The following is a 26547-nucleotide window of genomic DNA, read 5'->3' as shown; positions in this document are numbered from 1 at the left end:
GCATGGTTTCGTTTGGGTAAAGCGGATTGAGACAATGCGGTTTTTATCGTCCCTGGAAATGTGCTCTTTCAAGCTCCGGGCAAGGAGCGTCATGCATAGTCCTGCCAAGGCTTGCCGTGCGTCCGGATGGGGCGTGTTGGGTGGATTTAAAAACCGGAACCTCGATGTCCCCGAAGGGATACGCGATGTTTCAGAGGGCATTCAGATGGTATCGACGTATCTCAGCTACGACCTCATCAACCGCGATATGAAGACAAGCATTTCGCGCGTGGCGCAGCAGGGTCTCACCGAGCGGCAGACGAAATATTACAAGGAAAACATCGGCAATGTGAAAAGCGTCGATGATTTCCTCAATAACTATCAGCTCTATTCCTACGCCATGGATGCCTTCGGTCTCGGCGAAATGACCTATGCCAAGGCCTTCATGAAGAAGGTGCTGGAAAGCGATCTGAACGACCAGAACAGCTTCGCCAACAAGCTGACCGATGAGCGCTACCGCGAATTCGCCGCAGCCTTCAACTTCACGGCGTCTACGAAGACCGTCCAGACGGAGGCCCAGCTCGACAAGATGATCGGGCTTTACGGTACGTCGATATCCGATCTTGATAACAGCCTTTCGGAAGAAACGCGGTATTACAAGGCTATCATCGGCTCGGTCACCAATGTGGATCAGTTACTGCAGAATGACAGGACCCGCGCTTATATTTTTCAGGTCTTCAGCATCGATGAGAAGACCTATACCTACGCGCATATCAAGGGTTTGATGACCAGCGACATCGCCGATCCCGACAGCTACCTCAACCAGAAATTTGGCACCGCCTATAATGACGCGGTCGAAAAACTGGCGATGAAGGGCAATATCGAACTTCACGGCCAGGTCACGGCCCGTATCACCGCAATCGACACTTCACTTGCGGGGACAGACCTGACGGCTGAGCAGCGCACGGCGCTCGAAGCGGAAAAGGTGACGAGGCAGGATCAGCTGACGCAGCTTGAAGCCGTGTTGCCGCCGAAGAGCGAGTGGCAAGCAAAGCTCGCCGCAATCACGGCAGAGCAGACGACGCTGTCGAATGCCGTCACGCAATATAACAAGATGGCGCAACTCGCTGCCGCCTTCGAGTTCAAGAATGACGGCACCGTGGCCGCCGGCGGAGCGCAGAAGGCCGACAATGTCAAAGTGATGACGGATGCCTATATCGCCAGTGCACCGCGCGTAACGCCGACGGTCGCCACCCTGAACAGGGATTATTTCGAATCGAAGATCGGCTCGATCAAGACCGTGGCCGAACTGACCTCGGATGCGCGCCTTCTCAACTATATCAAGGTCGCCTTCGATCTGAACGACGTGACGATCGTGACGGCGACGATCGAGAATATTCTGACCAGCGATCTAAGTGACCCGACTAACTACATCGCGACCTTCGGCAAGAACGACAAGCGCTACATCGCCATGAGAAATGCGTTCAATTTCCAGACGGACGGAACGCTTGCCGCCGGCACGACACCGCAGACGACGTTGCAGACCGCGACCACCACCAACGGCTACATGACCCATTATAACGACAAGGATGACGCCGCCGACGAGAATGCGCTCAAGCTATTCAAGAGCGACATCAGAAGCGTCACATCCGTCAAGGATTTTCTCGATAGCAGCGCGGTCTATAACTATGCGCTGAAGGCGGTCGGTCTCGATCCGGCCAAGGTGAATGCCAGCGATATCCGCAAGGTACTCACCAGCGACCTGCAGGACAAAAAGAGCTTCGTTTATACGCTGAAGGACGAGCGCTACGTCAAGCTGGCCGAGCTTTTCAATTTCAAGTCCGACGGGAGTCTGGGGTCTCCGGTGCTGGCCCAGTCGGAAATCGAAATGCAGACCATGTCGGCCGATTATATCAAGAAGAAGTCGGCTTTCGGCACGGAAAAAGACAAGGAAGCGGCCAAGAAAGAATCGGAATATTTCACCGCCGAGATGCAGAAGATCAAGACGCTCAAGGAATTCCTGGCCAATGATCGCCTGACGAAATTTGCGATGGAATCGCTTGGAATCGATCCGAAAAGCGTGACGAAGGAACAGTTGGAAAAGATATTCTCTTCCAAGCTGGATGATAGCGAAAGCTACGTCAACAAGGAGATGGACCCGGTTTTCCGCCGCCTCGTCACCGCCTTCAACTTCGATACGGACGGCAATATCCTTCACGAAGATCGCAGTTTGATCCAGACGCGGCGTGGTCTTTACGAGACACTGGACAATTACCTGACCCAGACGCTGGAAACCCAGGCAGGTGAAGAGAATGCCGGCGTGCGCCTGGCGCTCTATTTCAAGCGCATGGCGGCGGGAACGACGTCCTATTATTCCATCCTCGCCGATACCGCGGTCCAGAACTTCATCAACACCACCTTCGGCATTCCCTCCGAACTCGGCAACGCCCCGGTCGATACGCAGGTGGCGATGATGAAGAAATATTTCGACATTGAGGATTTTCAGGACCCGGAAAAGGTCAAGAAACTCGTCGCCCGTTTCACCATCATGTACGACAATGCGCAGAACACCACAGATCCGATCATGATGCTGTTTAATGGCAGCGGCTCGGCGGGTATCAGCGGCGAAACGCTGCTGGCGGTCGCGTCGTTGCGCGCGCAGTAAACAGCAGCGCGCAAACGCGCAATGAAAAGGCCGGGATTTGCCTCGGCCTTCGTATTTGTACTATTCGCTTACCATCCCGGCAGCATATGCCCGGCACGCAGGCGCGGCATCTTCGGGTAGGTCTTCACATCATTATCCAGCTCGTCGGCGACGTTCATCGGCGAGATATTGTCGAGGCAGGCGGTGATGTGGTCGGTGATGGCGTTCACCAGCGAGGGCGACAGGCCCGGCCGTTTCATCAGGCCTATCTGCACCGGCGGCAGCGGTGGGAAACCGTCGGCGGCCGTCAAAACCTTCATACCGGTGCGCAGCGCCGATTCCGGCAGCACCGAGACGGCCATGCCGGCCAGCACGGCGGCGGCGACCACGGTGGAAGACCAGCTGGTGAACAGAACCTGATAATCTCGCCCGTCGGCATCGAGCGCCGAGCAGGCAAGCTGCCGCCAGTGGCAATCGCGCCGGCCGACGGCAAGCGGCACCGGCGCATCGTCCTTCAGCGGATGGTTGGCGGAGGCGACCCAGCAGAGCGGCTCGGTGCGCACCACATCCGAGGAACGGGCGCGGGGATTATGGGTGACGAGCGCGATATCCAGTTCGCCGCGCGCCATTTTTTCAGCAAGGCTGACCGAAGGTTCGCAGACGATATAAAGCTCGACATTCGGATGGGTCTTGGCGAAACGGCCGATGATTTCAGGCATGTACCGGTCGGCATAGTCATCCGGCGTGCCGATGCGCAATGTACCTTCGAGCCGGTTGTCATCAAAAGCGGCGATTGCCTCGTTGTTGAGACGGATGATACGGCGGGCGTAATTCATCAGCTTTTCGCCCTCCGCCGTCAGGCGGTTACCGCGCCCGTCCTTGGCGAACAGCTGTTTGCCGATCCGCTCCTCAAGCCGACGCATCTGCATGGAGACGGCGGATTGTGTCTTGAAAACGCGGTCGGCTGCCTTGGTGAAGCTGCCCGTATCGATAATGGCGATAAAGGTGTGCAGCTGGTCGATGTCGAGGGGTGCTGACATGGAAACTCATCCATCAGAATGATTGATGTCTCATATTAGAAACATTCGTTGGACTGATCAATAGTCTTGCGACATTTTGACTTCAAGCAAATCAATCTCAACCACGGGCCGGCGAAATGTCAGGTCCCCAACCCAAGGCAGCTTCTCGCGCGTGGTGCGTCGGGGGCGGTGCCGCATCGTGCCGTTATGGAAGGATAAGTGTCATGCGCACGGCAGAACGGAGAATGGAACTGGAACTTACAACCACAAGGCAGAGCGACACCCTGCGTCGCATCGTCTTCGGTGGCGTTTGGGCCGTGAAAACGTTTTTGCAGCGCATCTACAACCGTATCGCCGCCAATGGGCTGACCGAGCTTGACGACCGCCTTCTTGCCGATATCGGGCTGGCGCATTCGGATGTGCGGAACGCGCTTAATACCGGCCTGTTCGAAGATCCGACCGCTCATCTGACCCGCGCCGCACGCGAGCGGGCAGTGACACGGTTCAAGACGCTGTAGATCACGTTCGGACAATTGCGGCAGACCTCCAGCGGCCGGAATTGCTCCGAACAGACAAGGTTTTCCCCGCAGGGTGATTTGCCAATAACCCTGCCTTTGCCCGGTGCCAGGCCCTCGCGGCCACACCGGGTTTTTTTGTGGCTCTGATTAAAGTTTCCGCAGGCAAAAGCGCTGGGCGGTTCTGCCTGCTCTAATACTGATATTCCTCGAACACTGGCAGCACCGAGCCGCCCCAGCGTCCATTATAGAGCGCCAGCAGGTCTTCGGCGAGCGTGGTCTTCTTGGCCAGCACCTCGTCCAGCGATGACAGGAACACGGTCTCGTCCTGTCCTTCGCCATTCAGCCTGTTGCGGTTTTTGAGGCCGGTGCGGGAAATATCGACAACCTCGCGGGCGATACCGAGAAGCGGCTTGCCGGCAATCTCGGCGCCCAGACCCTTGACCGGCACGGCATCGCGAAGCGCGATGACCTCGTCGAAGCTCCAGCCAGCGGTCAGTGCATCGGCAGCGTCAAGCGCTTCCTGATTATAAAGAAGGCCAACCCAGAAAGCCGGCAGGGCGCAGATGCGCCTCCATGGGCCGCCATCCGCGCCGCGCATTTCGAGGAAACGCTTCAGGCGCACATCCGGGAAGAGGGTGGAGAGGTGGTTTGTCCAGTCACCCATGGTCGGCTGCCAATCGGCGATTTCGCCCTTCAGCGCCCCATTCATGAACTGACGGAAGGTGACATGGGTGCAATCGTGATATTTGCTGTCGCGCACGATGAAATACATCGGCACATCAAGCGCCCATTCGACATAGTCCTTGAAGCCGAAATCGTCATTGAAGGTGAAGGGCAGCACGCCGGAGCGCTGATTGTCGGTGTCGCGCCAGATATCGCCGCGCCAGGAGAGAAGGCCGTTCGGCTTGCCTTCGGTGAAAGGCGACGAGGCGAACAGTGCGGTTGCCAGCGATTGCAGCTTCATGGAAACGCGCATCTTCTGGCGCATATCCGCTTCGGAGGAGAAGTCGAGGTTCACCTGGATCGTGCAGGTGCGGTACATCATGTCGAGACCCTTGGTCCCGACCTTCGGCATATAACGCGTCATGATCGCATAGCGTGATTTGGGCATATGCGGTGTTTCGTCATAGCTCCACAGCGGGCTGCCGCCGATGCCGAGGAAACGGATGCCCATCGGCTCGGCCACTTCGCGAAGGGTCGCCAGATGCTGGTTGGATTCCTTGCAGGTCTGGTGCAGGTTTTCGAGCGGCGCGCCTGACAGTTCGAACTGGCCGCCCGGCTCGATGGAGATGGCCCCCATACCGTGCTGCTCGCCAAGCCCGATGATGTTCTCGCCATCCATGATCGGTTCCCAGCCGAGCTTTTCCTGCATGCCCTTAAGAAGCGCTGAAATGCTGGCCTCGCCGAAATAGGGAACCGGGCTGTTATCCTCGCGGAAGAAGGCAAATTTCTCGTGCTCGGTGCCGATGCGGAAATCGGCTTCAGCTTTGTTCCCGCCCGCCAGATAATCGGTAAGCTCCGTAACGGAGGAGAGGGGGGTCTGGTCGGTCGTGTCGCGTGCCATGGCTTACCTTGTTATAACGTCTCTGTTGCGGCGAGGCATATGATTGGCAGATAGAGCCGGATCGTATCTGGTGGCAAATGAATTTCTTTTAAAGATGCATGAAGCGTAATATTCGCCTTCAATTCCAGTCGCCGACGGTTGCCTGAATGACCGCCAATGCTGCGACCGCGGCCGTATCGGCCCGAAGGATACGCGGCCCGAGCGGAATGGGGGTGACGAAGTCAAGACTGCGCAGAAGCTCCCGTTCCTCCTCGGAAAACCCGCCTTCCGGGCCAACCAGCAGGGCGATTTTGCGTTCCGTGACGGATTGCAGAACGGGCAGCGGATTTTGTGCGGTATCGCCTTCGTCGCAATAGATGATGCGCCGGTCATGTGGCCAGCTCTGCAGCATGTCTTTCAGTTTCACCGGTTCCGCGACATCGGGCAGGGACAGTATGCCGCATTGCTCGGCGGCCTCGATGGCATTGGCGCGCAGCTTTTCGGTATTGTGGATCTTGCCCTGAACATGCTGCGTCATCACCGGCTGCAAAAGACCAGCACCCATCTCAACCGCCTTCTGCACCAGATAGTCCATGCGCCCGACTTTCAGCGGCGCGAAGAGATAATGCAGATCCGGCGCGTCCGGCTGTGGCCGCGTCTGTTCCAGAGGGACAAGGACGATCTTCTTGCGGCTCGGAAAGGACAGTTTTGCCTTCCACTCGCCGTCACGGCCGTTGAACAGCAGGATTTCTGCGCCATCGGTCATGCGCAGCACATTGGCGAGATAGTTGAATTGTTCGCCTGTCGCCTCCAACGCCACGCCATCGGCAAGGGCGGCTTCGATAAACAGGCGTTGCATCCGGAAATTTGCGCGCATGGGATTTGGTTTCAGGTTCACATAAAGAGGAAAGACATCAGCCAGTAAAGCAGCGCCGCAAGCGTAGCGCTTGCGGGAACGGTGACCAGCCAGGCGGCGATGATCGTCATGAAGTGGGAACGCCGGACAAGATAGCGCCGGCGCACCTCGGACGGGTTTTCAGCATATCTGTCGGCTCTGCGGATTTGGCCGGAACCAACCTGGACCAGTTCCTGCCGCCGTCGCGACGCCTGCGTGTACCATTCGCGGAAGAAACCGACGCCGAACACCGCGCCGATTGCGGTGTGGGTGGTGCTGACCGGCAGGCCGAAGCGTGAGGCGACAAGAACGGTGAGTGCCGTCGCCACCGAAACACAGAAGGCGCGCATCGGATTGAGCTTGGTGATCTGCTCACCGACAAGGCGGATGAGACGCGGGCCATAAAGCAGAATACCGCAGGAAAGGCCGAAAGCGCCGACCAGCATCACCCATAGCGGTGCGCGTGCCGAGGTTCCAACCGTCTCGTCATGCAAGGCCCGCACGATGGCCACCACCGGGCCGATGGCGTTGGACACGTCATTCGCCCCGTGCGCGAAGGACATCAGCCCGGCGGCGAGCACGAGCGGCCACTGGAACAGGATCCGAAGCGACTGGTTGCGGTTCTCCAGCCCTTGCGATTGTTTGCGGATGATCGGTACGCAGAGACGCCAGGCGACGAGACCGGTCACGAGCCCGATGAGGCTGGCATGGCCAAGCGACACATGCATGAGCTGCCGCAACCCGACCCAGATGAGATAAGCGGTGAAAACCCCCGCCATCAGGCCGATAAGCACCGGCACCCACAGCCGCGCGGATTCTATCTTGTCCTCGCGGTAGATGATGCATTCCTTGATGAAGGCAAGCATGAGGATGGCGATGGCGGCGCTGATGAAGGGTGCCAACACCCATGCAAACGCAATGCTGCCGAGCGACAGCCAGTCGACGGCACCGATGCCATAGGCCGCCATGCCGGCACCTGCAACGCCGCCGACCACCGTATGGGTGGTGGAAATCGGCGCTTTGGTCCAGGTTGAAAGATTGACGAGAAGGCCGGCGGCGAGAAGTGCCGACAGCATCGCCCAGGAAAACACGGTCCTGTCGGGAATGGTCTCGATATTGATGATGCGGCTGGAAATGGTCTCGACGACATTACCGCCGGTGATCAGCGCGCCGGCGATCTCGCAGATGGCGGCAATGATGAGCGCTGCGGCCAGCGGCAGCGCCTTGGCGCCGACCGCCGGGCCGACATTGTTCGTCACATCGTTCGCGCCGATATTGATCGCCATATAGGCGCCGATGGCGACGGCCGCGATGATGATGACCGAGCCGTCTGTGCCGGTAACAAAGGCACCGGCGAATATGGCCGCCAGGACAACGAACATGAACCCCGCGCCAAGGCCGGCAAGCTGCTGCGTGACATGCAGCGTCGCCTCTTCGACACGGGTGATCTTGTCGAGATCCTTGTCGAGCGTCGGCTTCATGTTCGATGGCGGCTTTATTGCCAATTCAGACCTCGTTTGCCAGCATTCCCTCTCGTCCGGCAATGTCGCAGGTTGAAGGCAATTTTACAGAAAGACTGTTACATCTCGCACATCTTTCCAAAATGAAAGACGATAGAAGCCATGTTGGAAAAACAAACTGCACATTGCCACGCTTCGGGCGGCAGCGCTATTTCGAATGCGCCATCCGCTTGTCGAAAGCGAGCATCAGCGCCTTCAGCTCCGGCTCGTTGACCCGCCTGTTGGCTTCCTGGGGGGTGACCCATTCCAGCCGTCTGGAGTCTTTTTCGGGAAAGCTATCCTGCATTTCCGAGACTTCGAGCAGATGCACCTGAACCCTGCACGGCACGTTGATGCCGCTGTTCAGTTTTTTCTCATATTCATAAAAGCCGAAGGGAGCCTTCTCCACCGTGCCTTTGACACCGGCTTCCTCATAGGCTTCCTGTTCGGCAACCGCATGGGCTTTCTTGCCGCCCATCGGCCAGCCCTTGGGAATGACCCATCGTCCTGTATCCCTGCTGGTCAGCAACAGGACTTCCGGCTCCGGATGTTTTTTGGACAATCGATAGCACAGTGCCGCATATTGCTGTCGCGGCGGTCTGCGCAACATCAAGCCAACATCTGTCGCCAATCGATTCAAAATCTTCAATCCGTATAAATCCTTGTTTGCCGGGTAGTGATAATTGCTAATATAGATACGCTGTATGTTCCGCCAATCCCCCTTTATCCATAACCCACTATTGTCTTCACGCTGATGAAGATTAAAGGGCACAAATGGAGGCGAACGGAAGCTTGCCGGGGTTCCCGGTTCAACAGCCGATTGCGGAATTCCGTATCTGTCTGCTTTCAGGTCATTCGGAACGCAAACCGCTCAACGGTTACGGCCGGAATTGCGCTGGCCCGCATCCAGTCCCCAATGCCGGAGACCTTCCATCACACCATCCGCTTCAGTCGCGCCCGAGAGGTAAAACCGGCTATTGCCGTTTGCCAGGGAAACAAGTTCCGGCAACGCATTGCCAACGATCACGCCGCGAACGTCATTTAACTCGAACATCGCCCGATCATTGCCAGTATCGCCTGCGACGACCGATTCGTCGAGACCGATATGCAGTTGTCCACATAACCATGCCAGTGCGGCACCCTTGTCGGCGGCCTTCGGCAAGATGTCCAGGTCGCGACCGCTGGAGTAGACGATCCGGGCATCGATATCGGCCGTCAGCAGCGCGTTTTCAATATCGGCAAGCGCCTTTTCATCGGCATCATGCAGGAACCAGCTGGATTTGAGGCCGTGCTGATATTGCTCTTCCTGCATCGTCACATCGGATATGCGGCCCATGACATCGGCAATTCTCTTCGCGTCGAAGCCGGTGCCGAGGGAGTGCCTGTAGGCGCTTTCCAGCTCGCTGCGCTCCTTGGCATGCAGCATGGTTCCGACGCCGCCAATGATATAATCGGGCCGCGGCAGCGGCACCTCTTCCAACAGCGCAAGCTGGTCATCGACCAGCCTGCCGCTGTTAAAGACCAGAACCGGACGATGCTCGTCCGGCAATGATTGCCAGAAATCGCGGAACCGGCGCGTGGCATCGTTGTTGCCGACAACGGTTCCGTCGAGATCGGTGGAAAAAAGGCGAAGCGGTCTCAATCGCCGTCATTCCACGGTTCAGCCCAGTCTGCCTCTTCGAGAACCGGCATCATGGTCCTGCCTTCAACAAGCGCCAGCAATTGCTGGGCAATGCCCGTCCAGGTGAACAGGCTGCGTGCCTTGTGTGCGCCCATGCGGGAAAGTCGCCCGTAAAGACGCTCATGCTTGAAGGGTTTCATCATGGTAATGCCGAGGTCTTCCTTGTCGAAAGGATCGGCAAACAATGCATGGCGGCCATAGCTCACAGCCCGGAACAACCCGCCATGGATGGTAACGACGGTCGGCGTGCCGCTGGCCATCGCTTCGATCGCCGTCATGCCGAAAGGTTCGTAACGGCTGGAAAGCACGAAAAGATCGGCGGCGCGGTAGATATCCGGCAGGTCCTCATCTGCGACGTATCCGGAAAACGCCACCTTGTCTTCCAGTCCAAGCGATTTTACGCGGTCCTTAAGCTGGTTGAGGATGGTGGTTTCCTGCTCGTCCATATTCTCGCCGCCGACGGCCAGATGCAGGCGGGCCTCCGGCTCGCGCTCGGCAAGGACGGAAAAGCCGTCGATCAAAAGGTCGTAACCCTTGTTGGTGGCCAGCCGCCCGAGCGCCAGCACCACCTTGCCTTCGAAACCGAAACGCTGGCGGATCATCTGCCGCGTCGCATCCGAAACCGGGAAGAAGCGGTTGTCGTCATAACCCGGCGGGATCATGTGGATGTGTTTGCGCTTTTGCCCGTAATCTTCGATCAGCACGTCAAGCTGCACCGGCGTCGTGGCAATCACCATGTCGCAACTGCGATAGATGATCAGCTCGTGCTGGATGCGCTCCCTGAAATTGAATTCCAGTTCGAACGTATCGGCCTTTTCCGGATAGTCGGTCTCCATCTGGCGTTTCTTCCAGATGCCGAGCGAATGCGGCGTATGCAGATGCGGAATTTTTAGCGCTTCGGAAAGCCGCTGCCCGGCCACGCCCGCATCCCAGTAATGGCTGTTGATGAAGGAGTAATTGAGCTCATTTTTCTTGATGAAACGCAGTGCGTTTTCGCACCATTCCATCAGGTGGCGATGCAGATATTCCTTGGGAATGAAATCGCGCCCGCCACAGGGAATGCGCACCACACGGACGCGCTCGTCAACCTCGTCGAATTCTGGCTGGTCTTCGAAGCGGCGGGTATAAAGATCGACAGTATAACCGAGCTGGCCGAGTTTGCGTGCAAGCTCAAGCACATAAACCACCTGTCCACCGGTGTCGGCAGCGCCCAGTGGCGGGTGCGCGGCGACATAGCCATGCGTCGATATGAGAGCTATCCGCGGATAGCGTTCAGTTTCGCTCGTGGTTGTCATGGGTCCCATCTTGGTAAATTTTTCCAATTAACCCGATAAAAAGACCAAAGAGCACAAAAGGTTCCATAAAAACCTGAATAAAATAGGTGCCGTATTTCGCCGGATAGCGTTTTCAGACGCTGCGCTGCTGCTGCCTCAAACGGGAAATCCGGTCCCATTCACGCGCCTGATGCGCCCTGGATGTCGTCTCCACGATGAAGTCGATATGGGCCTCCGCCGCTGCTCTTGCCGCTGCCGGACTACCCGCCGCAATGGCGTCATGGATGGCGATATGCTGTCTCAGCACCTCATCATGCGCGCCCGCGACGGTGAAGATGAGATGGCGATTATAAAAGATATCATCGCTCAAAAGCCGGTAACATGACCGCAACGTATGCATCAGCACGATGTTATGCGCCGCCTCGCCAATGGCATTGTGAAATTCCACATCGCCGGAAAGCTCGTCGTCGAAACGGCCCGCCTCATGGGCCTCACGCATCCTGTCAATAATGGCGGCAAGGTTGCGCCTGTCCGGCTCCGTCGCCCGCTGCGCCGCAAGTTCGGCGGTCATGCCTTCGATATAGCGGCGATATTCGAGAAAATCCCGCGTCGCCCGGTTGTGGCGGGTGATCAGCGCGCTCAGGGGGTCGGAAAACACCGGGCCGACAATATCGGCGACATAGGTGCCGCCTCCATGTCTGCTCACGAGAAGGCCACGGGTTTCAAGCTCCTTGAGCGCTTCCCGAAGGATCGGCCGCGAGACGTCAAGCCGCTGCGCCAGTTCACGCTCGCCGGGCAGCCGGTCGCCATCCCGCAATATGCCGTCGAGGATCAGTTCCTCGAAACGCAAGATCACCTCCTGCGATGTGCGGCTGTGCTCAATGCGCGCAAAAAGCGTTTCGTCCATCGCAGAAGTCTCCGGCGAAATCCCGCCTTCATGTTTGATGTCGGGCAAATTATCAGCGAAGCATTGCACTGGTCAAATATTCTGTCCAGTTCCGCGCCAGCCGAACTCATCGGCATCTGCGGCAGCGCGGAACCTGTTCAAATCGGCTTCGGCGCTTCAATCCTGTTCCCAATAGGGTGCAGGCCCATAAAGCCCGGCCAGATAATCGATGAACAGCCGTACCTTCGCTGGCAGAAACTGCCGGCTTGGATAAACCGCCGAAAGCGTTACGTTGCGCGAACCCTCATAACCCGGCAGAACCTGCACCAGTTTGCCGGCGCGCAATTCATGGCCGATATCCCAGGTGGAACGCAGTGCAATGCCAAGCCCTGATATCACCGCCTCGCGGATCACCTCACTGGAATTGGTGACCAGCATGCCTTCCGGGCGGATGCTGAGCGCGCCGCCCGGTCCTTCCAGCCGCCATACGTCGTTATTATGCGCCGGCAGGCAACGGTGCTTCTTCAGATCCTCGATTGTTACAGGCATGCCGTGCGCGGCCACATAATCCGCCGAGGCGCAGAGCACGCGGCGAACCGGCGCCAGCCTGCGGGCCACGAGGGTCGACGAGTTGAGATCGGCGATACGGATCGCCAGATCGTAGCCACCCTCGATGATGTCGATGAATTCATCGCTGAGCACCAGATTGACCGAGAGGTCTGGATGCCGCTCCATGAAGGTCTTCAGATGCGGCGCGATATGCATGCGCCCGAAGGAGGTGGGGGCGGAAATCTTCAGCGTGCCGTTGACGGTGTTGGCCCGTCCGGACACGAAATCTTCGGCCTCTTCAAGCCCTTCCAGTACGGCAAGCACCCGCTCGTAAAACCCCTGACCCGCTTCGGTCAGCGAAATCCGCCTAGTGGTGCGCTGGAACAGCCGCGCGCCGAGCTTTTCTTCCAGCCGCTTGATACGCTTGGAAATGACGGCCGGCGAATAGCCAAGCTCCTTGGCGGCCAGCGACATGCTGCCGGAGGCGACAACGCTTGCGAAGACTTCCAAATCACCCAGATTTGTCACAGCTGCCCTCGATTATTTCCAGAATGGAAAAAATCCATAACATTTGATTGCTTTGTTTCAAAGTGGTAAAGAAAGAATACCAGTTGGCAGGATGTACATGGAGGAGGGGGCGGTGACGCAGCCGATCAAGTTTCTGGAGCCGCGTGCGAAGGTCGTCGCAAGCCGTGACCGCATCATATCCGACCTGAAGGATGTCTTGCCGGAAGACTGTCTTGTGCACCAACCGCGCGAACTCGTGCCCTTCGAGACCGATGCTTTCGTTTCCTACCGCCGTCTGCCGCTCGCCGTCGCACTGCCGAAGACGACGGAGCAGGTGTCAGCGGTGCTGAAATATTGCCACCGTTATGGCATTCCGGTGGTGCCGCGCGGCGCCGGCACCTCGCTGTCCGGTGGCGCCATTCCGCAGGAAGATGCGGTGGTAATCGGCCTTTCGAAAATGGCCTCGATCCTCGAACTCGATTTTTATAACCGCACGGCCAGGGTGCAGGCGGGCGTCACCAATCTCTCCATTTCCGATGCGGCCGGCGCGGAAGGCTTTTTTTATGCGCCGGACCCAAGCTCGCAGCTTGCCTGCACCATCGGCGGCAATATCGGCATGAATTCTGGCGGCGCGCATTGCCTGAAATACGGCGTCACCACCAATAATCTGCTTGGCGTGAAAATGGTGCTGGTGGATGGCACGGTGCTGGAACTGGGCGGTAAGCACCTCGACGCTGACGGTTACGATCTGCTCGCCCTCGTCTGCGGCTCGGAAGGCCAGCTTGGTATCGTAACGGAAGCCACGGTGCGGCTGATCGCCAAGCCGGAAGGCGCGCGACCGGTGCTGTTCGGTTTCGAAACGTCCGAGGAGGCCGGCTCCTGCGTCGCCGATATCATCGGTACGGGGATCATTCCAGTCGCCATCGAATTTATGGACAAGCCGGCCATCGAGATTTGCGAAGCCTTCGCTCATGCGGGATATCCGCTGGATGTCGGCGCGCTTTTGATTGTCGAAGTTGAAGGCTCGGAAGCGGAAATGGACGCCATGCTGGCCGATATCGTCACCATCGCCAGAAAACACGGCGTGAAGACCGTAAAGGAATGCCAGTCGGCCATGGAGGCGGCGGCGATCTGGAAAGGCCGCAAATCCGCCTTCGGCGCGACGGGCCGTATTGCGGATTATATCTGCATGGATGGCACGGTGCCGCTCTCCCAGCTTTCCTATGTGCTGAAAAAGACCAGCGAGATTACCGACCGGCTCGGTCTTCGCGTTGCCAATGTTTTCCATGCGGGCGATGGCAACATGCACCCGCTCATCCTGTTCAACGCCAACGATCCGGATGATGCGGCCCGCGCCGAAGAGGCGGGCAATGAGATATTGAAGCTCTGCGTCGATGCCGGCGGCTGTTTGACCGGTGAGCATGGTGTGGGTATCGAAAAACGGGATTTGATGCGCCACCAGTATGGCGAGGCCGATCTGGCCCAGCAGATGGCGGTGCGGGCAGCTTTTGACGAGGGGTGGTTGATGAACCCGTCGAAGGTGTTTCCGCTGGAGGGGAGGGAGTGATGGGTGTGAGGTTTGTGACGCTTACGGGTGTGGCTCACCCCCCTCTGCCCTGCCGGGCATCTCCCCCTCAAGGGGGGAGATCGATATGCCGCGCTCGCCCGTTCCATAGGCAGGGTGCCATCCACTTGCCGATCTCCCCCCTTGATGGGGAGATGCCCGGCAGGGCAGAGGGGGGTATCTCTTGCTCAAAGGCCTCCACCCCATGCTGACCCCCTACGCAGAAACACAGGCCGCCGATATCATCCGCGACCACGCAACCCGAAAAGCCCCACTGAAAATCATCGGCGGCAACACCCGCTCCGGTTTTGGCAACGCAGTCGCGGCAAATAACACGCTCTCTTCCCGCGCCATGAACGGCATCGTCTCCTACATCCCCGCCGAAATGGTCATGACCGTAAAGGCCGGCACCCCGCTCGCCAGCGTCGAAGCCGCCCTTGCTGAAAACCGCCAGATGATGGCTTTCGAGCCGATGGATCACCGCCCGGTCATGGGCACCGCAGGCGAACCGACCATTGGCGGCGTCTTTGCCGCCAATGTTTCCGGGCCGCGCCGTTATGTGGCAGGTGCGGCACGCGACAGCCTGCTCGGCATCCGTTTCGTCAATGGCAGCGGAGAGATCATCAAGGCAGGCGGCCGGGTGATGAAAAATGTCACCGGGCTCGACCTTTCGAAATTCCTCGCTGGCTCCTTCGGCACGCTCGGTTTCCTCACCGAAGTTACCTTCCGCGTGCTGCCGAAACCGCAGGCTGAAAAAACCGTGGTCGTGTCCGGTCTGGATGACGAGGCGGCGACGCGCATCATGGCGGCGGCGATGGCGATGAGTGTCGAGGTTTCCGGTGCGGCGCATCTGCCGGAAAATATCCGTTCGCGTTTCATCGATGGCGGCCTGCCGGACGGTCCGGCAACGATCCTGCGGCTGGAAGGGCTTGCCGCATCTGTGGAGGCGCGCTCCGCAAAACTCCTCTCCGTCATGGATAGGGTCGGGCCGTGGGTGTTGCTGGAGGATGAAGAGAGCAGGCTGTTGTGGCGGCAGGTGCGTGATGTCGCCCCCTATGCCGGGCAAAATGCCAAACCGCTCTGGAAAGTTTCGGTCGCGCCTGCCGAAGGCCATAGGCTGGTCGGCGCCCTGCGCATGGAAGCGGGCATCGATGCCTTTTACGACTGGCAGGGCGGCCTTGTCTGGATGCAGATGGAGGCCGATCCCGAGGCGGATTTGCTGCGCGGCGCCATCCGGGCGCTCGGCGGCGGCCATGCAACGCTGGTGAGAGCGAGCGATGCGGCGCGCGCCACCGTTGCCGCCTTCGAACCGCGTCCGGCGGCGGAAACCATCCTGTCGGCACGGATCAGGGAAAAGCTCGATCCGGCAGGTATATTCAATCCCGGCAAAATGGCCGGAACGATATAAAGGGCGGTCTGAACCATGCAAACATCCTTCACGCCCGAGCAGTTGGCCGATCCGCATGTGGCGGAATCCGAAAAAATCCTGCGCAAATGTGTGCATTGCGGCTTCTGCACCGCCACCTGTCCCACCTATGTCACGCTCGGCAACGAGCTGGACAGCCCGCGCGGCCGCATCTACCTCATCAAGGACATGCTGGAAAACAGCCGGCCGGCCGACCGCGAAGTCGTCACCCATATCGACCGGTGCCTGTCGTGCCTTGCCTGCACCACCACCTGTCCCTCCGGCGTGGACTACATGCATCTGGTCGATCATGCCCGCGCCCATATCGAACAGACCTATAAGCGGCCGTTGATGGATAGGCTGTTCCGTAATCTTCTGGTTGCCGTCCTGCCCCATCCCACGCGTTTCCGGGTGGCCTTGCGCCTGGCCCGACTGGCGCGGCCCTTCGCAGGTCTGCTTGCCAAGGTTCCGGCGCTGAAACCGCTGCAATCCATGCTCGCTCTTGCGCCCGCTGCCGTACCTCCGGCTTCCGCTTCCGCCCGTCCGGGTGAGCGGCCAGCCGAAGGCGAAAAACGCGGCCGTGTCGCCATTCTGACCGGCTGCGCCCAGCCCGTGCTCGACCCCGGCATCAACGAGGCGACGCTGCGCCTGCTTGCGCGGCTCGGCATCGAGGTCGTGGTGCCGAAGGGGGAGGGCTGTTGTGGTTCTCTGGTGCATCACATGGGCCGGGAGGAAGAAGCGCTCGCGTCTGCCCGCCGCAATGTCGATGTCTGGACACGGGAGATGGAGAATGGTGGCCTCGACGCCATCATCATCACCGCTTCCGGTTGCGGCACCACCATCAAGGATTATGGCCATATGCTACGGCTCGATCCGGCCTATGCGGACAAAGCCGCGCGGGTCTCGGCGTTTGCAAAGGACATCACCGAATATCTCGCCAGCCTCGATCTGCCGCAAATGCAAAGCCAGGGACTGACGGTCGCCTATCATTCAGCCTGCTCCATGCAGCATGGCCAGAAGATCACGCTTGCGCCGAAGCAATTGCTGAAAGCGGCGGGTTTTACCGTGCGCGATCCGGCGGAGGGCCACCTCTGTTGCGGATCGGCCGGAACCTATAACATCCTGCAGCCGGAGATTTCCGACAAACTGAAGGCCCGCAAGGTGAAGAACATCGAAGCCACGCGTGCCGATGTTATCGCCACCGGCAATATCGGCTGCATCACGCAGATCGGAACCGGCACTGATATGCCGATCCTGCACACGGTTGAGCTGCTGGACTGGGCCTATGGCGGGCCGAAGCCTGCCCGGCTTTCCGCTTAGAACTTATACGCAACGCCGAAGTTCACCGCATTGGTCATAATATCGGTTTTCAGCTTGCCGCCATTGTCCATATCGACATCGATAAAGGAATAGGTGCCCTTATATTCCACGAAGGTCGACCAGTTGTCGGTGATGCGGTAGCTGAGGCCGGCTTGCGCCTGCAGGGTGGCGCCGCCCAGCTGGTACTCGAAGGTTTTGCCCGACGGGCGGGTGACTTCCACATGCGGCACGTTGATGCCGACGCCGGCGCCCACGTAAGGGGTCAGGCGCCATGTCTCCAGCGGAAAGCGATAGAGCGCGTTCAGCGTCAGAAGGTTCAGGCCGTCGGTAAACTCGAAATGCGACCAGCCGGAGCGGGCAAGGGTCTGATCGTCGGCATAGACCTTGTCGTGGGTGTAATCGAGCGAGATACCGAAATTGTTGAGCTGGCCTTCCTCGAACCAGTAGGTGCCGCGCACGCCCCAATAGGCCGGGCTGGAAAACGACTTGCCTTCCCATCCGGCCCGGAAGTCCGGTCCGTCGGAAACCGTCACGTCGCTGTGCGGCGCGCTTTGCCAGCCGCCATAGCCGGAAATTTCAAATTCGCCTGCGATGGCTGCAGAGAAGGAAACGCCGCTGAAGAGCAGGGCGCAGACAAATGAAGTATAGCGCGGCATGAAGAGAATCCAGATTGATATCAGAAATGCACCAAACCGCTTTTTGATAACATTTGAATGACAGAAACGAAAAACGGGCGGTCAGTTGACCACCCGTTTCAAGGCCGTTCCATCATCCCCCTGAGAGAGGTCCGGCGCCTGGCGTCCCCCGCCAAGTCTCGCAAAATCAATCTAGTAGCGATTGTATCGCTCCGGGACAGCAATTCAAGCGTGATGCGCCGCCATGCCGGCTGCAAGCCGGCGTATTAGCGGCACCGTTGCCGTCATATCACAATGACGGTGGTTCCGACGTTGACGCGCTCGAAAAGATCGGTGACATCCTCATTGCGCATGCGGATGCAGCCCGACGAATTGTTGCTGCCGATCGTCCATGGCTGGTTGGTGCCGTGGATGCGGTAAAGCGTGGAGCCGAGATACATGGCGCGTGCGCCCATCGGGTTGGCCGGGCCGCCTTCCATGAAGGCCGGCAGGTAGTGTCCCTTCGCCGCTTCGCGGGTAATCATTTCCTTCGGCGGCGTCCAGCTTGGCCATTCGGCCTTGCGGGTCACCTTGTGGGTCCCGGCCCATTCGAAGCCGGGTTTGCCGACGCCGACGCCATAACGCCGCGCCTTGCCATCCGCCATGACGAGATAAAGGAAGCGGTTCGGCGTATCGATGACGATGGTGCCGGGTTTTTGAGTGGTCGGGTAGGTCACGATCTGCGGCAGGAATTGCGGTGCGATCTGCGTGCGCACTGGTGCGTTGGGACGCACGGCGGCATTCTGCACCCGCGCCGGACGCTGCGATGTGACGCCGGAGCTGGGACGCTGCGGCATGGCGACCTGGCGCTGCTGGAAGAACGGCTGGCGTGCGGCAGGGGCGCGCGGATAAACCACCGGGCGCACATTGCCGCGGCCACCCAGCTGCGTGACCCATGGTGCGGAAAGGTCCGGGCTGACGACGACCGGCGGGCGCTCGCGATAACGCTCATTGGCCAGGGCGGCCGGCACTGCGAGGGTGGAAACGAGGCTCAGCGCCAGAAAAACGGACTTCATCGTCATCGGGTGGACTCTCTCTGCGGGATGCCGCAACAATGGAAATGGCGGGGAATATTGTCCCGCATTGCCGGACACGTTCGCACCTCGACGCCAGCGAATCGTAAATGGCCGTTCATTAAAAAGCCCTTGATTAGGGAAAGCTGGATTTAAGGTTAGCACCCGGTTTTGAAACGTGGTGAATGAGTGGTAAGTGCGCAGCTTCCAACGGTTACGGGCGGGAGCGGAAAAGGGTTGTTCGGAATGAGTGAAGCGGGACTTGAAACCGGTGCGGATGGTCGGGTGCGGTGCTTCTGGCAGCAGGGGCTGGAGGATTACAGCCGCTATCACGATGAGGAATGGGGTTATCCCGTCACGGATGATCGCCGCCTGTTCGAGAAGGTCTGTCTGGAAGGTTTCCAGTCCGGCCTTTCCTGGCTGACGGTTCTGCGCAAGCGGGAAGCTTTCCGGCTTGCCTTCGCCAATTTCGAGTTCGAAAAAGTGGCTGAGTTCAGCGATGCGGATATTGAGCGCTGCGTTGCGGACAAGGGCATCATCCGCCATCGCGGCAAGATCGTTTCGACCATCAACAATGCCCGTCGCGCTTTGGAACTGCGCGATGAATTCGGCTCGCTTGCCCGATATTTCTGGGGTTTCGAACCCGCTGCCGCAGAAAGGCCGCAAAGGCTGGACTATGCGACGTTAAGGGCCAATCCCACCAGCGCTGCCTCCATTCGCCTTTCCAAGGATTTGAAGAAGCGGGGCTGGACTTTCGTCGGCCCGACGACCGTCTATGCATTCATGCAGGCCATGGGTATGGTCAATGACCACATCGAAGGCTGCCATTGCCGCCAGCCGATCGAGGCCATGCGGCGGGAGTTTGTACGTCCATGAAGGTAACCTCCCTGCTTCTGGCTTTCACCATGACTGTGGCCGCCGTGCCGCATCCGTCCTTTGCGGAAAGCCGCAATGTCGACGGTATCTGGCTGGATGATGGCGAAAGGCTGAAGGAGGTCGCGCTGCCGCCGTCCGGACCACTGACGCTGGATGGCTGGACCCGGCGCGGACGTGGTGATGTCTATCGCCTGAAAGTGAAAGCCGGGCAGACGGTGAAGATCGAGCTCGCCGCCTCCAGTGAATTCGTCCTGATGGCGGTCTTCGATTTCTCGACACCGGATGAGGATGCCATCTTCTTCAGCGATTCCGGCGGCAAGATCGCCACCTTGACACCGAAGGCGGATACCGAATGGCTGATCCGCCCGACACTCATTCTGGGGTCGCCGCGCCGTGGGCTCGGCGCGCATTACACGTTGACGGTCAGCACCGGAAAATAACGTCGCCTCAGACTGTCTGCGTCAGCATGATCAGGCCAAAGCTCAGAACACCAAGCAGCACCAGCGACAGGCTGGCGGCGAGGATGACCTTGCCGCCGGCATGGCGAAGGCTGCGGATATCGACCGACAGGCCCAGCGCCGCCATCGACATGATGGTGAGGATGTTGGAGAGCGAGGCGACCGGGGAAAGCAGAACTTCGGGGATGAGGCCGAAGGAACGGGCCATGATCATCAGCACGAAGCCGATGATGAACCACGGAACCATCTGCTGCAGCTTCAGGCGTCCCTTGCCGGACTGGCCATGGATGACGGAGAGCGTGGCGATGACAGGGCCCAGCATCAGGACGCGGATAAGCTTGACGATGGTGCCGGTCTGCACGGCCACGGCTCCAAGCGGGGCGGTGGCGGCCAGAACCTGCGGCACGGCATAAACCGTCAGGCCAGCGAAGATGCCATATTGGGTGGCATCGAGGCCGAGGAGTTGTGGCAGGAACGGCATCAAAAGCACGGCGACGACGCCGAGGACCGCAGTGAAGGCAATCGAGGCGGCGACATCTTCCGGTTTTGCTCCGATGGCGGGCGCGGCGGCAGCGATGGCGGAGTTGCCGCAGATGGAATTGCCGCAGGCGATCAACGTTGCAAGCTTGGGCGGCAGCCCCAGCATCCGCCCGGCGAAATAGCTGATGATCAGCGACAGTGCGACGATCAGCGCGATGCCACCGATCAGCAGCCCGCCGGCGCCCTTGAGAATGGCAAGGCTGAGGGACGCACCGAGAAGCGCCACGGCGATCTCAAGCAGGGTCTTGGCGCTGAATTTGATGCCGGCCGAAGCAACCGCCGGCAGGGACACCAGCGACCGCAGAAGCGTGCCGATCAGAATGGCCAGCACGAGATCGCCAAGCCATGCATGGCCTGCTAGCCGAACCTGAAAGCGCTCCGCCAGAATGGCGGCGCAGCTGACCGCCGCGCAGAGCAGGATACCCGGCAGAAGCGGGGTGAGCCAGCGAAGGGAAAACTGAAAGGGATGGGAGAGGGTGCGATGCTGTGCCATGGTCAGACAATGCCGCAGCCGCCTGTTTTATTCTATCAAATAATATGGCATATATTATTCGATAAAATCGAATGAAAAGCCATGACTTTTGAACAACTCCGGATCTTTATCGCCGTTGCCGAACGGGAACATCTGACACGGGCCGCCGAAGCCATCGGCCTGACAGCTTCTGCCGTCAGTTCCGCCATCAAGAATCTCGAGGCCTTTTATAATGTCGAGCTGTTCCATCGCGTCGGCCGCAACATCGAACTGACCGAAAGCGGCCGGGTGTTTCTGGGCGAAGCAAAGGCGACATTGGCACGCGTGCGCAATGCCGAATTGATTCTCTCCGAAATGGGCGGCCTGACGCGCGGCGAAATCACCGTCTGCGCCAGCCAGACCATTGCAAGCTACTGGCTGCCGCCGATCCTGATGCAATTCAAGAAACTCTATCCCGGCGTCACCGTCCGGCTCGACATCGGCAATACCAAGACTGTCACGCAGGCGGTGCTGGATGGTCTGGCGGAGGTCGGTTTCATCGAGGGCAAGATCGACGAGCCGGCATTGATGGTGCAGCCCGTCGTGTCGGACAAGCTGCTGGTCGTCACGGGTTCGGCCCACCCCTTTGCCGATGGCCGTTATCTAACCGCGCTCGACATGCTCTATGGCACCTCGTGGGTGCTTCGCGAACAGGGCTCCGGCACCCGCTCCGCCTTCGAGGCGGCGGTGCGGCAGATGGGGGTGGATCCCGGCGAGCTTTCCGTCATGCTGGAGCTGCCGTCCAACGAGGCGGTGGTGATGGCGGCGCGCTCCGGCGGGGCTGCGACGGCAGTTTCCGCCTCGGTGGCGTCACTGTTTCTGCGGCAGGGTTTGCTGGTCCGTTCAGGTATCGATCTGCCCGCCCGTAACTTCGCTTTGTTGCGCCATAAGGAGCGTCACACAAGCCGGGCTGCCATGGAGTTGGAACGCCTCAGCCGGGCGGCATCGGAGGACTATAAGGCCGGTCTTGCGGGGTTGTAGGGCGTGGCAAACCTTCGCTCATAGCTCCCGTCATCTTATGGGCCAATGCCGGTGCCGATGGATTGAGCGGTTACCGCTTGTTTCTTCTCTCCGGCGGGGAGAGGAAACCTGCCGCGACGCCGAAGGAGCGCCGTAACCAGCGCTCCTCCTTTAACAATAGCAATCACTTGCCCTTGGATTTCAGCCAGGCCTTCATCATGGCGATTTCGCCTTCCTGCGCCTTGATGACCTCTTCGGCCAGCTTGCGGATTTCCGGGTCCTTGCCATATTCGAGCTGGACCTTGGCCATATCGATCGCGCCCTGATGATGCGGGATCATGCCACGCACGAAATCGACATCGGCATCGCCGCTATAATCGATGGCCATATCGCCATGCATCTTCTTGCTGGCTTCCATGAAAGCCTTGGTGGAATCGGTTTCGCTTGCGGCACCCTTGGACATGGTGTGCCCGGCATGGCCGCCCGCTTCCTGTGCGAAAACGGGCATGGCGAATGCTGCCGCGAAAGCGGCGACGAGCGTGATGGTCTTGATAGACATGGATTATCCTTCCTGTGTCTGTCGGATTTTTCGATGGATTGACTGGAAAAATCTGGTGTCAGGCGCGGGGAGGCGGCAGCGGCGGGGCGAAAGCCTTGCCATTAAAGAGAATGCCACGCTGCGGCTTGGGGTAGGCGAAGATCATCCGGCCGGCGTCGGCGAAGATCATTTGTGGAACCACGATCAGGCAGGCGGCGCAGGACCCGGGATGCGCAGCGTCATCGCCATGTGGACAGCAATCGCCCATGCCCGATTTATGGGCTTTGGCTGTATCCTGCCCATGGGTCTCGGCACCGAGGTCCCGATTTCCGGTATGGTTTGAACGGCCATTTTCATGGTTCATCGCGGGTTGCGACGAAACGGCCATATCCGCGCTCACCGGCATGCTCATCGCCATCTGCGCCGGCATTGCACCGTAAAGCAGACAGGCAAGGAACATCAAAGTGCGGATCATCAGGCGCATGACGCGAATTAACCGCGAAAATTGTGGAATAAGCATGACGTTCAGGTGAGTTCACGCGCGATGACGTGATGCACGATACGATAATCCCTGCTTTCCTCTCCAAGGGGGGCAAGCGGCCATTCCCATGCGGCTGTGGATGCCGGAATATTGACGCCATGCAGCAGGTCTTCATGCTGGTGCAGACTGCCATCCTTGCCGATGATGTCGAAGGATATGTCGGTTACCAGACAGACCTTGCAGGGAAGGCCGGCCAGCGCATCGAGATGCGTCTGAATGAGTTTCGGAAGCAGATCGTCCGGCGCATTCGCGATTTTCTCGCGCTCCAGCCGATGGCGCGCGCCGGTGCCGATCTGTGACAGGAGGTTGGCCGATACCACGAAATCGAGATAGGGCACCCGCCGCAGGAAATCGAGCGGTTCCGGGTCTTTGCCGGCGATAATCTCGTCGAAGCCGGAAAGATCGCGATTGGCGATGCGCACGTTCTTTTTGGAGTTGAGGCGCAGCTTTCCCTGCACGCTGGCAAGATGCACCAGATCAACCAGAACGACGGTATCGAACATCGCCACCAGCGCATCATGGGGCACATCGCGCAGCAGGCCGGACCCCAGCACTACCGCCGTGCGCCGCTGTTTCAGCTTTCTGGCGGATTGCAGCACGAATTGCCGGCTGTTGTCCTCATGCTCCGCCCATGCCTTGGCGCAGCGGTTGGCGCGTGCCCACAGGTTCACGGAATAACGGATATGCGGCCGGAATTCTTTGGGTGTAACCGCGTGGGTGGCGGCATATTGCAGGGCTTCGAGGATCATGAATGCCTAACGGTAGATTTCACGGCGATGGCCGATTTCGACCACCAGCACGACCAGCTTGTGGTCCTGTATATCGCAGATGATGCGATAGTCGCCTACCCGGTAACGCCAATAATTGCCGAGTTCGGAGCCTTGCAGGGCGGCGCCTGTCTGGCGGGGATTGTCGAGCGCCGCTACTCTTTCTTGAAGGAAAGCGCGGATACGCTGACGGGTCTGCGGATCGATTTTCCGCATCTCTTTCTGGACAAGAACATCGTATTCAATTGTCCAGATCACGCCAGAACTCCTCGGCGCTTATCACCTTTGATTCACCGCGCTGGATGCGCCGCGTCGCCTCTTCGGCAAGATAAAGATCTTCCATGTCCTCGATATGCTTCTCGATCGCCTCGCGGATATAATAGGCGGAGGTGCGGCCGGTGCGCTCGGAAAGCGCTTTCAGCCGCTCATAGGTCTCATCCGGCAGGCGAATTGCCGTCTGTTTGCTCATGGCTTTAAGTCCTTTCCGACTAAAATGGGATACATGCATCCCATATAGCACCGCTTGCCCCGTGCTGCCAGTAAAACCAGAGCCTTTGCGGCTTGCCGCACAGGGCTTCATCCTCTAATACACCGGCATAATTTCAGGAAAATATCGGATCGGCATCATGAGCGAAAAAGCAAAAAAGCCTCAGAAACTGAAAGCCCGCCTGCCGCGTGGCTTCGTGGACCGCTCGGCTGCCGATATCCATGCCACCAATGAGATGATCGACAAGATCCGCAGGGTATACGAGCTTTACGGTTTCGATCCGATCGAAACGCCGCAGTTCGAATATACCGATGCGCTCGGCAAGTTCCTGCCTGACAGCGATCGCCCGAACGAAGGCGTGTTTTCGCTGCAGGATGACGATGACCAATGGATGAGCCTGCGCTACGATCTGACCGCGCCGCTCGCCCGTCATGTCGCGGAAAACTTCAACGAAATCCAGCTGCCTTTCCGCACCTATCGCGCCGGTTACGTGTTCCGCAATGAAAAGCCCGGCCCCGGCCGCTTCCGGCAGTTCATGCAGTTTGATGCCGATACGGTGGGTGCCGCCGGTGTGCAGGCAGATGCCGAAATGTGCATGATGATGGCCGATACGCTGGAAGCACTCGGCATTGCACGTGGCGACTATGTCATTCGCGTCAATAACCGTAAGGTACTGGACGGCGTCATGGAAGCCATTGGTCTCGGCGGCGAGGACAATGCCGGCCGGCGTCTCAACGTCCTGCGCGCCATCGACAAGCTCGACAAGTTCGGCCCGGAAGGGGTGAAGCTGCTGCTCGGCCCCGGCCGCAAGGACGAGTCTGGTGACTTTACCAAGGGCGCAGGTCTTGGCGACGAGCAGATCGAAAAAGTGCTGTTTTTCGTTGGTATCAAGGATTACGCGGAAAGCGCTGATGATCTGGCCAAACTCGTGGCCGGCACATCGAAAGGCGGAGAAGGCGTTGATGAGCTGAACATCATCGGCGCTCTGGTCACCAGTGCCGGTTACGATGCGACGCGCATCAAGATCGACCCTTCCGTCGTGCGCGGCCTCGAATACTACACTGGCCCGGTCTATGAGGCCGAGCTGTCCTTCGATGTCACCAACGAAAAGGGCGAAAAGGTCGTGTTCGGCTCTGTCGGCGGCGGCGGGCGTTATGATGGTCTCGTTTCGCGCTTCATGGGCCAGCCGGTTCCGGCCACGGGCTTCTCCATCGGCGTTTCGCGCCTGATGACCGCCCTGAAGAACCTCGGCAAGCTCGGTCAGGTCAAGCCGCTTGCGCCCGTTCTCATCACCGTCATGGATGGCGATGTGGAGAGCATGGGGCGTTACCAGCGCTTCACGCAGGCGCTGCGTGCCGAGGGCATCCGCGCCGAAATGTACCAGGGAAACTGGAAGAAATTCGGCAACCAACTGAAATATGCCGACCGTCTCGGCTCCCCCATCGCCATCATCCAGGGCGGTGACGAGCGTGCCGAAGGCGTTGTGCAGATCAAGGATCTGATCGAAGGCAAGCGCCTGTCCGGGGAGATCGAGGATAATGCCAGCTGGCGCGAGGCGCGGGTGGCGCAGGTCAGCGTGCCGGAGGCAGAAGTGGTGGCGAAGGTCCGCGAGATTCTGGCCGCGCAGGCTGAGGATGTGCTGCGGGCGCAAGGCAAGTAACGTGATGCGCGCCGCTTACCCCCCTCTGCCCTGCCGGGCACCTCCCCCACAAGGGGGGAGATCGATCTGCGGCTATGTTCCGGCCATCTCGACGCTAGAGAATAGGGTGGCGTTTGCGCTCCTTGCCGATCTCCCTCCTTGTGGGGGAGATGCCCGGCAGGGCAGAGGGGGGTATCTCACGGCCCAGCCATCATTTTTTATTGTTCTTGATCGACGAGGCGGAATTTTCCAGAGAAGTG

Annotated in this window: 26 protein-coding genes; 9 read left to right on the top strand and 17 right to left on the bottom strand. The window is 59.2% G+C overall.

What is annotated here, in order from left to right; all coding sequences use genetic code 11:
- Window positions 1-205 precede the first annotated feature (205 nt).
- Window positions 206-2644, top strand: a complete 2439-nt coding sequence (locus FCH38_RS05215; RefSeq protein WP_174373045.1) for a DUF1217 domain-containing protein — start codon at window positions 206-208, stop codon at window positions 2642-2644.
- Window positions 2645-2712: 68 nt separating this feature from the next.
- On the opposite strand, the gene FCH38_RS05210 is transcribed toward FCH38_RS05215, so the two are convergent.
- Window positions 2713-3663 carry a LysR substrate-binding domain-containing protein gene (locus tag FCH38_RS05210; RefSeq protein ID WP_149898634.1) on the bottom strand — a complete coding sequence of 317 codons (951 nt, stop codon included), beginning with the start codon at window positions 3661-3663 and terminating at the stop codon, window positions 2713-2715.
- A 203-nt stretch (window positions 3664-3866) separates the two neighbouring features.
- Between FCH38_RS05210 and FCH38_RS05205 the strand changes: the two genes are divergently transcribed.
- The gene (locus tag FCH38_RS05205; RefSeq protein ID WP_174373044.1) at window positions 3867-4160 is read left to right on the top strand and encodes a DUF1127 domain-containing protein; all 294 of its coding nucleotides are present in this window, start codon (window positions 3867-3869) and stop codon (window positions 4158-4160) included.
- Window positions 4161-4350: 190 nt separating this feature from the next.
- Here the strand turns inward: FCH38_RS05205 and FCH38_RS05200 are convergent, their stop codons facing one another.
- The 8 genes from FCH38_RS05200 to FCH38_RS05165 form a co-directional block, all read right to left on the bottom strand.
- Window positions 4351-5724 (bottom strand): glutamate--cysteine ligase, encoded by a 1374-nt coding sequence (locus tag FCH38_RS05200; RefSeq protein WP_174373043.1) that lies wholly within the window; start codon window positions 5722-5724, stop codon window positions 4351-4353.
- 118 nt (window positions 5725-5842) lie between these two features.
- Complete coding sequence (locus tag FCH38_RS05195; protein ID WP_174373042.1) at window positions 5843-6580, bottom strand: 16S rRNA (uracil(1498)-N(3))-methyltransferase; 738 nt, start codon at window positions 6578-6580, stop codon at window positions 5843-5845.
- 17 nt (window positions 6581-6597) lie between these two features.
- Window positions 6598-8103 (bottom strand): inorganic phosphate transporter, encoded by a 1506-nt coding sequence (locus FCH38_RS05190; protein ID WP_149898638.1) that lies wholly within the window; start codon window positions 8101-8103, stop codon window positions 6598-6600.
- 163 nt (window positions 8104-8266) lie between these two features.
- On the bottom strand, window positions 8267-8707 hold the full coding sequence (locus tag FCH38_RS05185) for an NUDIX hydrolase (protein WP_174373041.1): 441 nt from the start codon (window positions 8705-8707) through the stop codon (window positions 8267-8269).
- Window positions 8708-8968: 261 nt separating this feature from the next.
- The gene (locus tag FCH38_RS05180; RefSeq protein WP_174373040.1) at window positions 8969-9739 is read right to left on the bottom strand and encodes an HAD-IIB family hydrolase; all 771 of its coding nucleotides are present in this window, start codon (window positions 9737-9739) and stop codon (window positions 8969-8971) included.
- Entirely contained in the window at window positions 9736-11082 is a 1347-nt protein-coding gene (locus FCH38_RS05175; protein WP_174373039.1) for a glycosyltransferase family 4 protein, read from the bottom strand. Before FCH38_RS05175 ends, FCH38_RS05180 begins: the two co-directional genes overlap by 4 nt.
- A 103-nt stretch (window positions 11083-11185) precedes the next feature.
- Window positions 11186-11959, bottom strand: a complete 774-nt coding sequence (locus tag FCH38_RS05170) for a FadR/GntR family transcriptional regulator (RefSeq protein ID WP_174373038.1) — start codon at window positions 11957-11959, stop codon at window positions 11186-11188.
- A gap of 156 nt (window positions 11960-12115) precedes the next feature.
- Entirely contained in the window at window positions 12116-13015 is a 900-nt protein-coding gene (locus FCH38_RS05165; RefSeq protein ID WP_174373037.1) for a LysR substrate-binding domain-containing protein, read from the bottom strand.
- A gap of 97 nt (window positions 13016-13112) precedes the next feature.
- On the opposite strand from FCH38_RS05165, the gene FCH38_RS05160 reads away from it, so the two are divergent.
- From FCH38_RS05160 to glcF, 3 genes are all read left to right on the top strand, one after another.
- A complete protein-coding gene (locus tag FCH38_RS05160) occupies window positions 13113-14561 on the top strand; it encodes an FAD-linked oxidase C-terminal domain-containing protein (protein WP_210267099.1) in 1449 nt (482 codons plus the stop codon).
- Between the two features lie 202 nt (window positions 14562-14763).
- Window positions 14764-15966, top strand: coding sequence for a glycolate oxidase subunit GlcE (gene glcE, locus FCH38_RS05155; RefSeq protein WP_174373035.1), 1203 nt, complete (start codon window positions 14764-14766; stop codon window positions 15964-15966).
- Between the two features lie 15 nt (window positions 15967-15981).
- On the top strand, window positions 15982-17283 hold the full coding sequence (gene glcF / locus FCH38_RS05150) for a glycolate oxidase subunit GlcF (RefSeq protein WP_153513229.1): 1302 nt from the start codon (window positions 15982-15984) through the stop codon (window positions 17281-17283).
- Here glcF and FCH38_RS05145 read toward each other — a convergent pair.
- Window positions 17280-17939, bottom strand: coding sequence for an outer membrane beta-barrel protein (locus FCH38_RS05145; protein ID WP_174373034.1), 660 nt, complete (start codon window positions 17937-17939; stop codon window positions 17280-17282). The genes glcF and FCH38_RS05145 overlap by 4 nt on opposite strands.
- Before the next feature lie 263 nt (window positions 17940-18202).
- Window positions 18203-18979, bottom strand: coding sequence for a L,D-transpeptidase (locus FCH38_RS05140; protein ID WP_153513231.1), 777 nt, complete (start codon window positions 18977-18979; stop codon window positions 18203-18205).
- A gap of 237 nt (window positions 18980-19216) precedes the next feature.
- On the opposite strand from FCH38_RS05140, the gene FCH38_RS05135 reads away from it, so the two are divergent.
- The gene (locus tag FCH38_RS05135) at window positions 19217-19846 is read left to right on the top strand and encodes a DNA-3-methyladenine glycosylase I (RefSeq protein WP_174373033.1); all 630 of its coding nucleotides are present in this window, start codon (window positions 19217-19219) and stop codon (window positions 19844-19846) included.
- Window positions 19843-20286 (top strand): hypothetical protein, encoded by a 444-nt coding sequence (locus FCH38_RS05130; RefSeq protein WP_153513233.1) that lies wholly within the window; start codon window positions 19843-19845, stop codon window positions 20284-20286. The genes FCH38_RS05135 and FCH38_RS05130 overlap by 4 nt, the downstream gene beginning before the upstream one ends.
- Window positions 20287-20293: 7 nt before the next feature.
- Here the strand turns inward: FCH38_RS05130 and FCH38_RS05125 are convergent, their stop codons facing one another.
- A complete protein-coding gene (locus FCH38_RS05125) occupies window positions 20294-21337 on the bottom strand; it encodes a YeiH family protein (protein WP_174373032.1) in 1044 nt (347 codons plus the stop codon).
- 81 nt (window positions 21338-21418) lie between these two features.
- On the opposite strand from FCH38_RS05125, the gene FCH38_RS05120 reads away from it, so the two are divergent.
- Window positions 21419-22336: a LysR substrate-binding domain-containing protein gene (locus FCH38_RS05120; protein ID WP_174373031.1), complete on the top strand. Its 918-nt coding sequence runs from the start codon at window positions 21419-21421 to the stop codon at window positions 22334-22336.
- A 163-nt stretch (window positions 22337-22499) separates the two neighbouring features.
- On the opposite strand, the gene copM is transcribed toward FCH38_RS05120, so the two are convergent.
- From copM to relB, 5 genes are read right to left on the bottom strand one after another with little or no spacing between them, the layout of a single operon-like run.
- Window positions 22500-22874 carry a CopM family metallochaperone gene (gene copM / locus FCH38_RS05115; RefSeq protein WP_174373030.1) on the bottom strand — a complete coding sequence of 125 codons (375 nt, stop codon included), beginning with the start codon at window positions 22872-22874 and terminating at the stop codon, window positions 22500-22502.
- 58 nt (window positions 22875-22932) lie between these two features.
- Window positions 22933-23337 (bottom strand): hypothetical protein, encoded by a 405-nt coding sequence (locus FCH38_RS05110; protein ID WP_236776547.1) that lies wholly within the window; start codon window positions 23335-23337, stop codon window positions 22933-22935.
- Between the two features lie 41 nt (window positions 23338-23378).
- Window positions 23379-24143: a hypothetical protein gene (locus FCH38_RS05105; protein ID WP_174373029.1), complete on the bottom strand. Its 765-nt coding sequence runs from the start codon at window positions 24141-24143 to the stop codon at window positions 23379-23381.
- 6 nt (window positions 24144-24149) lie between these two features.
- Window positions 24150-24419 (bottom strand): type II toxin-antitoxin system RelE family toxin, encoded by a 270-nt coding sequence (locus FCH38_RS05100; RefSeq protein WP_149898654.1) that lies wholly within the window; start codon window positions 24417-24419, stop codon window positions 24150-24152.
- Window positions 24403-24630, bottom strand: coding sequence for a type II toxin-antitoxin system RelB family antitoxin (relB, locus tag FCH38_RS05095; RefSeq protein ID WP_063947698.1), 228 nt, complete (start codon window positions 24628-24630; stop codon window positions 24403-24405). The genes FCH38_RS05100 and relB overlap by 17 nt, the downstream gene beginning before the upstream one ends.
- 157 nt (window positions 24631-24787) lie before the next feature.
- Between relB and hisS the strand changes: the two genes are divergently transcribed.
- Entirely contained in the window at window positions 24788-26308 is a 1521-nt protein-coding gene (gene hisS / locus FCH38_RS05090; RefSeq protein ID WP_174373028.1) for a histidine--tRNA ligase, read from the top strand.
- Window positions 26309-26547 lie beyond the last annotated feature (239 nt).

The organism is Agrobacterium tumefaciens (genome assembly GCF_013337285.1).
GTDB lineage: Bacteria > Pseudomonadota > Alphaproteobacteria > Rhizobiales > Rhizobiaceae > Agrobacterium > Agrobacterium burrii.
This window is presented reverse-complemented; position numbering and strand designations above follow the sequence as displayed.

What these genes read in the sequence shown, in the direction of transcription:
- FCH38_RS05215 (WP_174373045.1), top strand. Translation starts at nt 206, where the DNA reads ATGGTATCGACGTATCTCAGCTACGACCTCATCAACCGCGATATGAAG.
- FCH38_RS05210 (WP_149898634.1), bottom strand. Translation starts at nt 3,663, where the DNA reads ATGTCAGCACCCCTCGACATCGACCAGCTGCACACCTTTATCGCCATT.
- FCH38_RS05205 (WP_174373044.1), top strand. Translation starts at nt 3,867, where the DNA reads ATGCGCACGGCAGAACGGAGAATGGAACTGGAACTTACAACCACAAGG.
- FCH38_RS05200 (WP_174373043.1), bottom strand. Translation starts at nt 5,724, where the DNA reads ATGGCACGCGACACGACCGACCAGACCCCCCTCTCCTCCGTTACGGAG.
- FCH38_RS05195 (WP_174373042.1), bottom strand. Translation starts at nt 6,580, where the DNA reads ATGCGCGCAAATTTCCGGATGCAACGCCTGTTTATCGAAGCCGCCCTT.
- FCH38_RS05185 (WP_174373041.1), bottom strand. Translation starts at nt 8,707, where the DNA reads ATGTTGCGCAGACCGCCGCGACAGCAATATGCGGCACTGTGCTATCGA.
- FCH38_RS05175 (WP_174373039.1), bottom strand. Translation starts at nt 11,082, where the DNA reads ATGGGACCCATGACAACCACGAGCGAAACTGAACGCTATCCGCGGATA.
- FCH38_RS05170 (WP_174373038.1), bottom strand. Translation starts at nt 11,959, where the DNA reads ATGGACGAAACGCTTTTTGCGCGCATTGAGCACAGCCGCACATCGCAG.
- FCH38_RS05160 (WP_210267099.1), top strand. Translation starts at nt 13,113, where the DNA reads ATGGAGGAGGGGGCGGTGACGCAGCCGATCAAGTTTCTGGAGCCGCGT.
- glcE (WP_174373035.1), top strand. Translation starts at nt 14,764, where the DNA reads ATGCTGACCCCCTACGCAGAAACACAGGCCGCCGATATCATCCGCGAC.
- glcF (WP_153513229.1), top strand. Translation starts at nt 15,982, where the DNA reads ATGCAAACATCCTTCACGCCCGAGCAGTTGGCCGATCCGCATGTGGCG.
- FCH38_RS05145 (WP_174373034.1), bottom strand. Translation starts at nt 17,939, where the DNA reads ATGCCGCGCTATACTTCATTTGTCTGCGCCCTGCTCTTCAGCGGCGTT.
- FCH38_RS05140 (WP_153513231.1), bottom strand. Translation starts at nt 18,979, where the DNA reads ATGACGATGAAGTCCGTTTTTCTGGCGCTGAGCCTCGTTTCCACCCTC.
- FCH38_RS05135 (WP_174373033.1), top strand. Translation starts at nt 19,217, where the DNA reads ATGAGTGAAGCGGGACTTGAAACCGGTGCGGATGGTCGGGTGCGGTGC.
- FCH38_RS05130 (WP_153513233.1), top strand. Translation starts at nt 19,843, where the DNA reads ATGAAGGTAACCTCCCTGCTTCTGGCTTTCACCATGACTGTGGCCGCC.
- FCH38_RS05125 (WP_174373032.1), bottom strand. Translation starts at nt 21,337, where the DNA reads ATGGCACAGCATCGCACCCTCTCCCATCCCTTTCAGTTTTCCCTTCGC.
- FCH38_RS05120 (WP_174373031.1), top strand. Translation starts at nt 21,419, where the DNA reads ATGACTTTTGAACAACTCCGGATCTTTATCGCCGTTGCCGAACGGGAA.
- copM (WP_174373030.1), bottom strand. Translation starts at nt 22,874, where the DNA reads ATGTCTATCAAGACCATCACGCTCGTCGCCGCTTTCGCGGCAGCATTC.
- FCH38_RS05110 (WP_236776547.1), bottom strand. Translation starts at nt 23,337, where the DNA reads ATGCGCCTGATGATCCGCACTTTGATGTTCCTTGCCTGTCTGCTTTAC.
- FCH38_RS05105 (WP_174373029.1), bottom strand. Translation starts at nt 24,143, where the DNA reads ATGATCCTCGAAGCCCTGCAATATGCCGCCACCCACGCGGTTACACCC.
- relB (WP_063947698.1), bottom strand. Translation starts at nt 24,630, where the DNA reads ATGAGCAAACAGACGGCAATTCGCCTGCCGGATGAGACCTATGAGCGG.
- hisS (WP_174373028.1), top strand. Translation starts at nt 24,788, where the DNA reads ATGAGCGAAAAAGCAAAAAAGCCTCAGAAACTGAAAGCCCGCCTGCCG.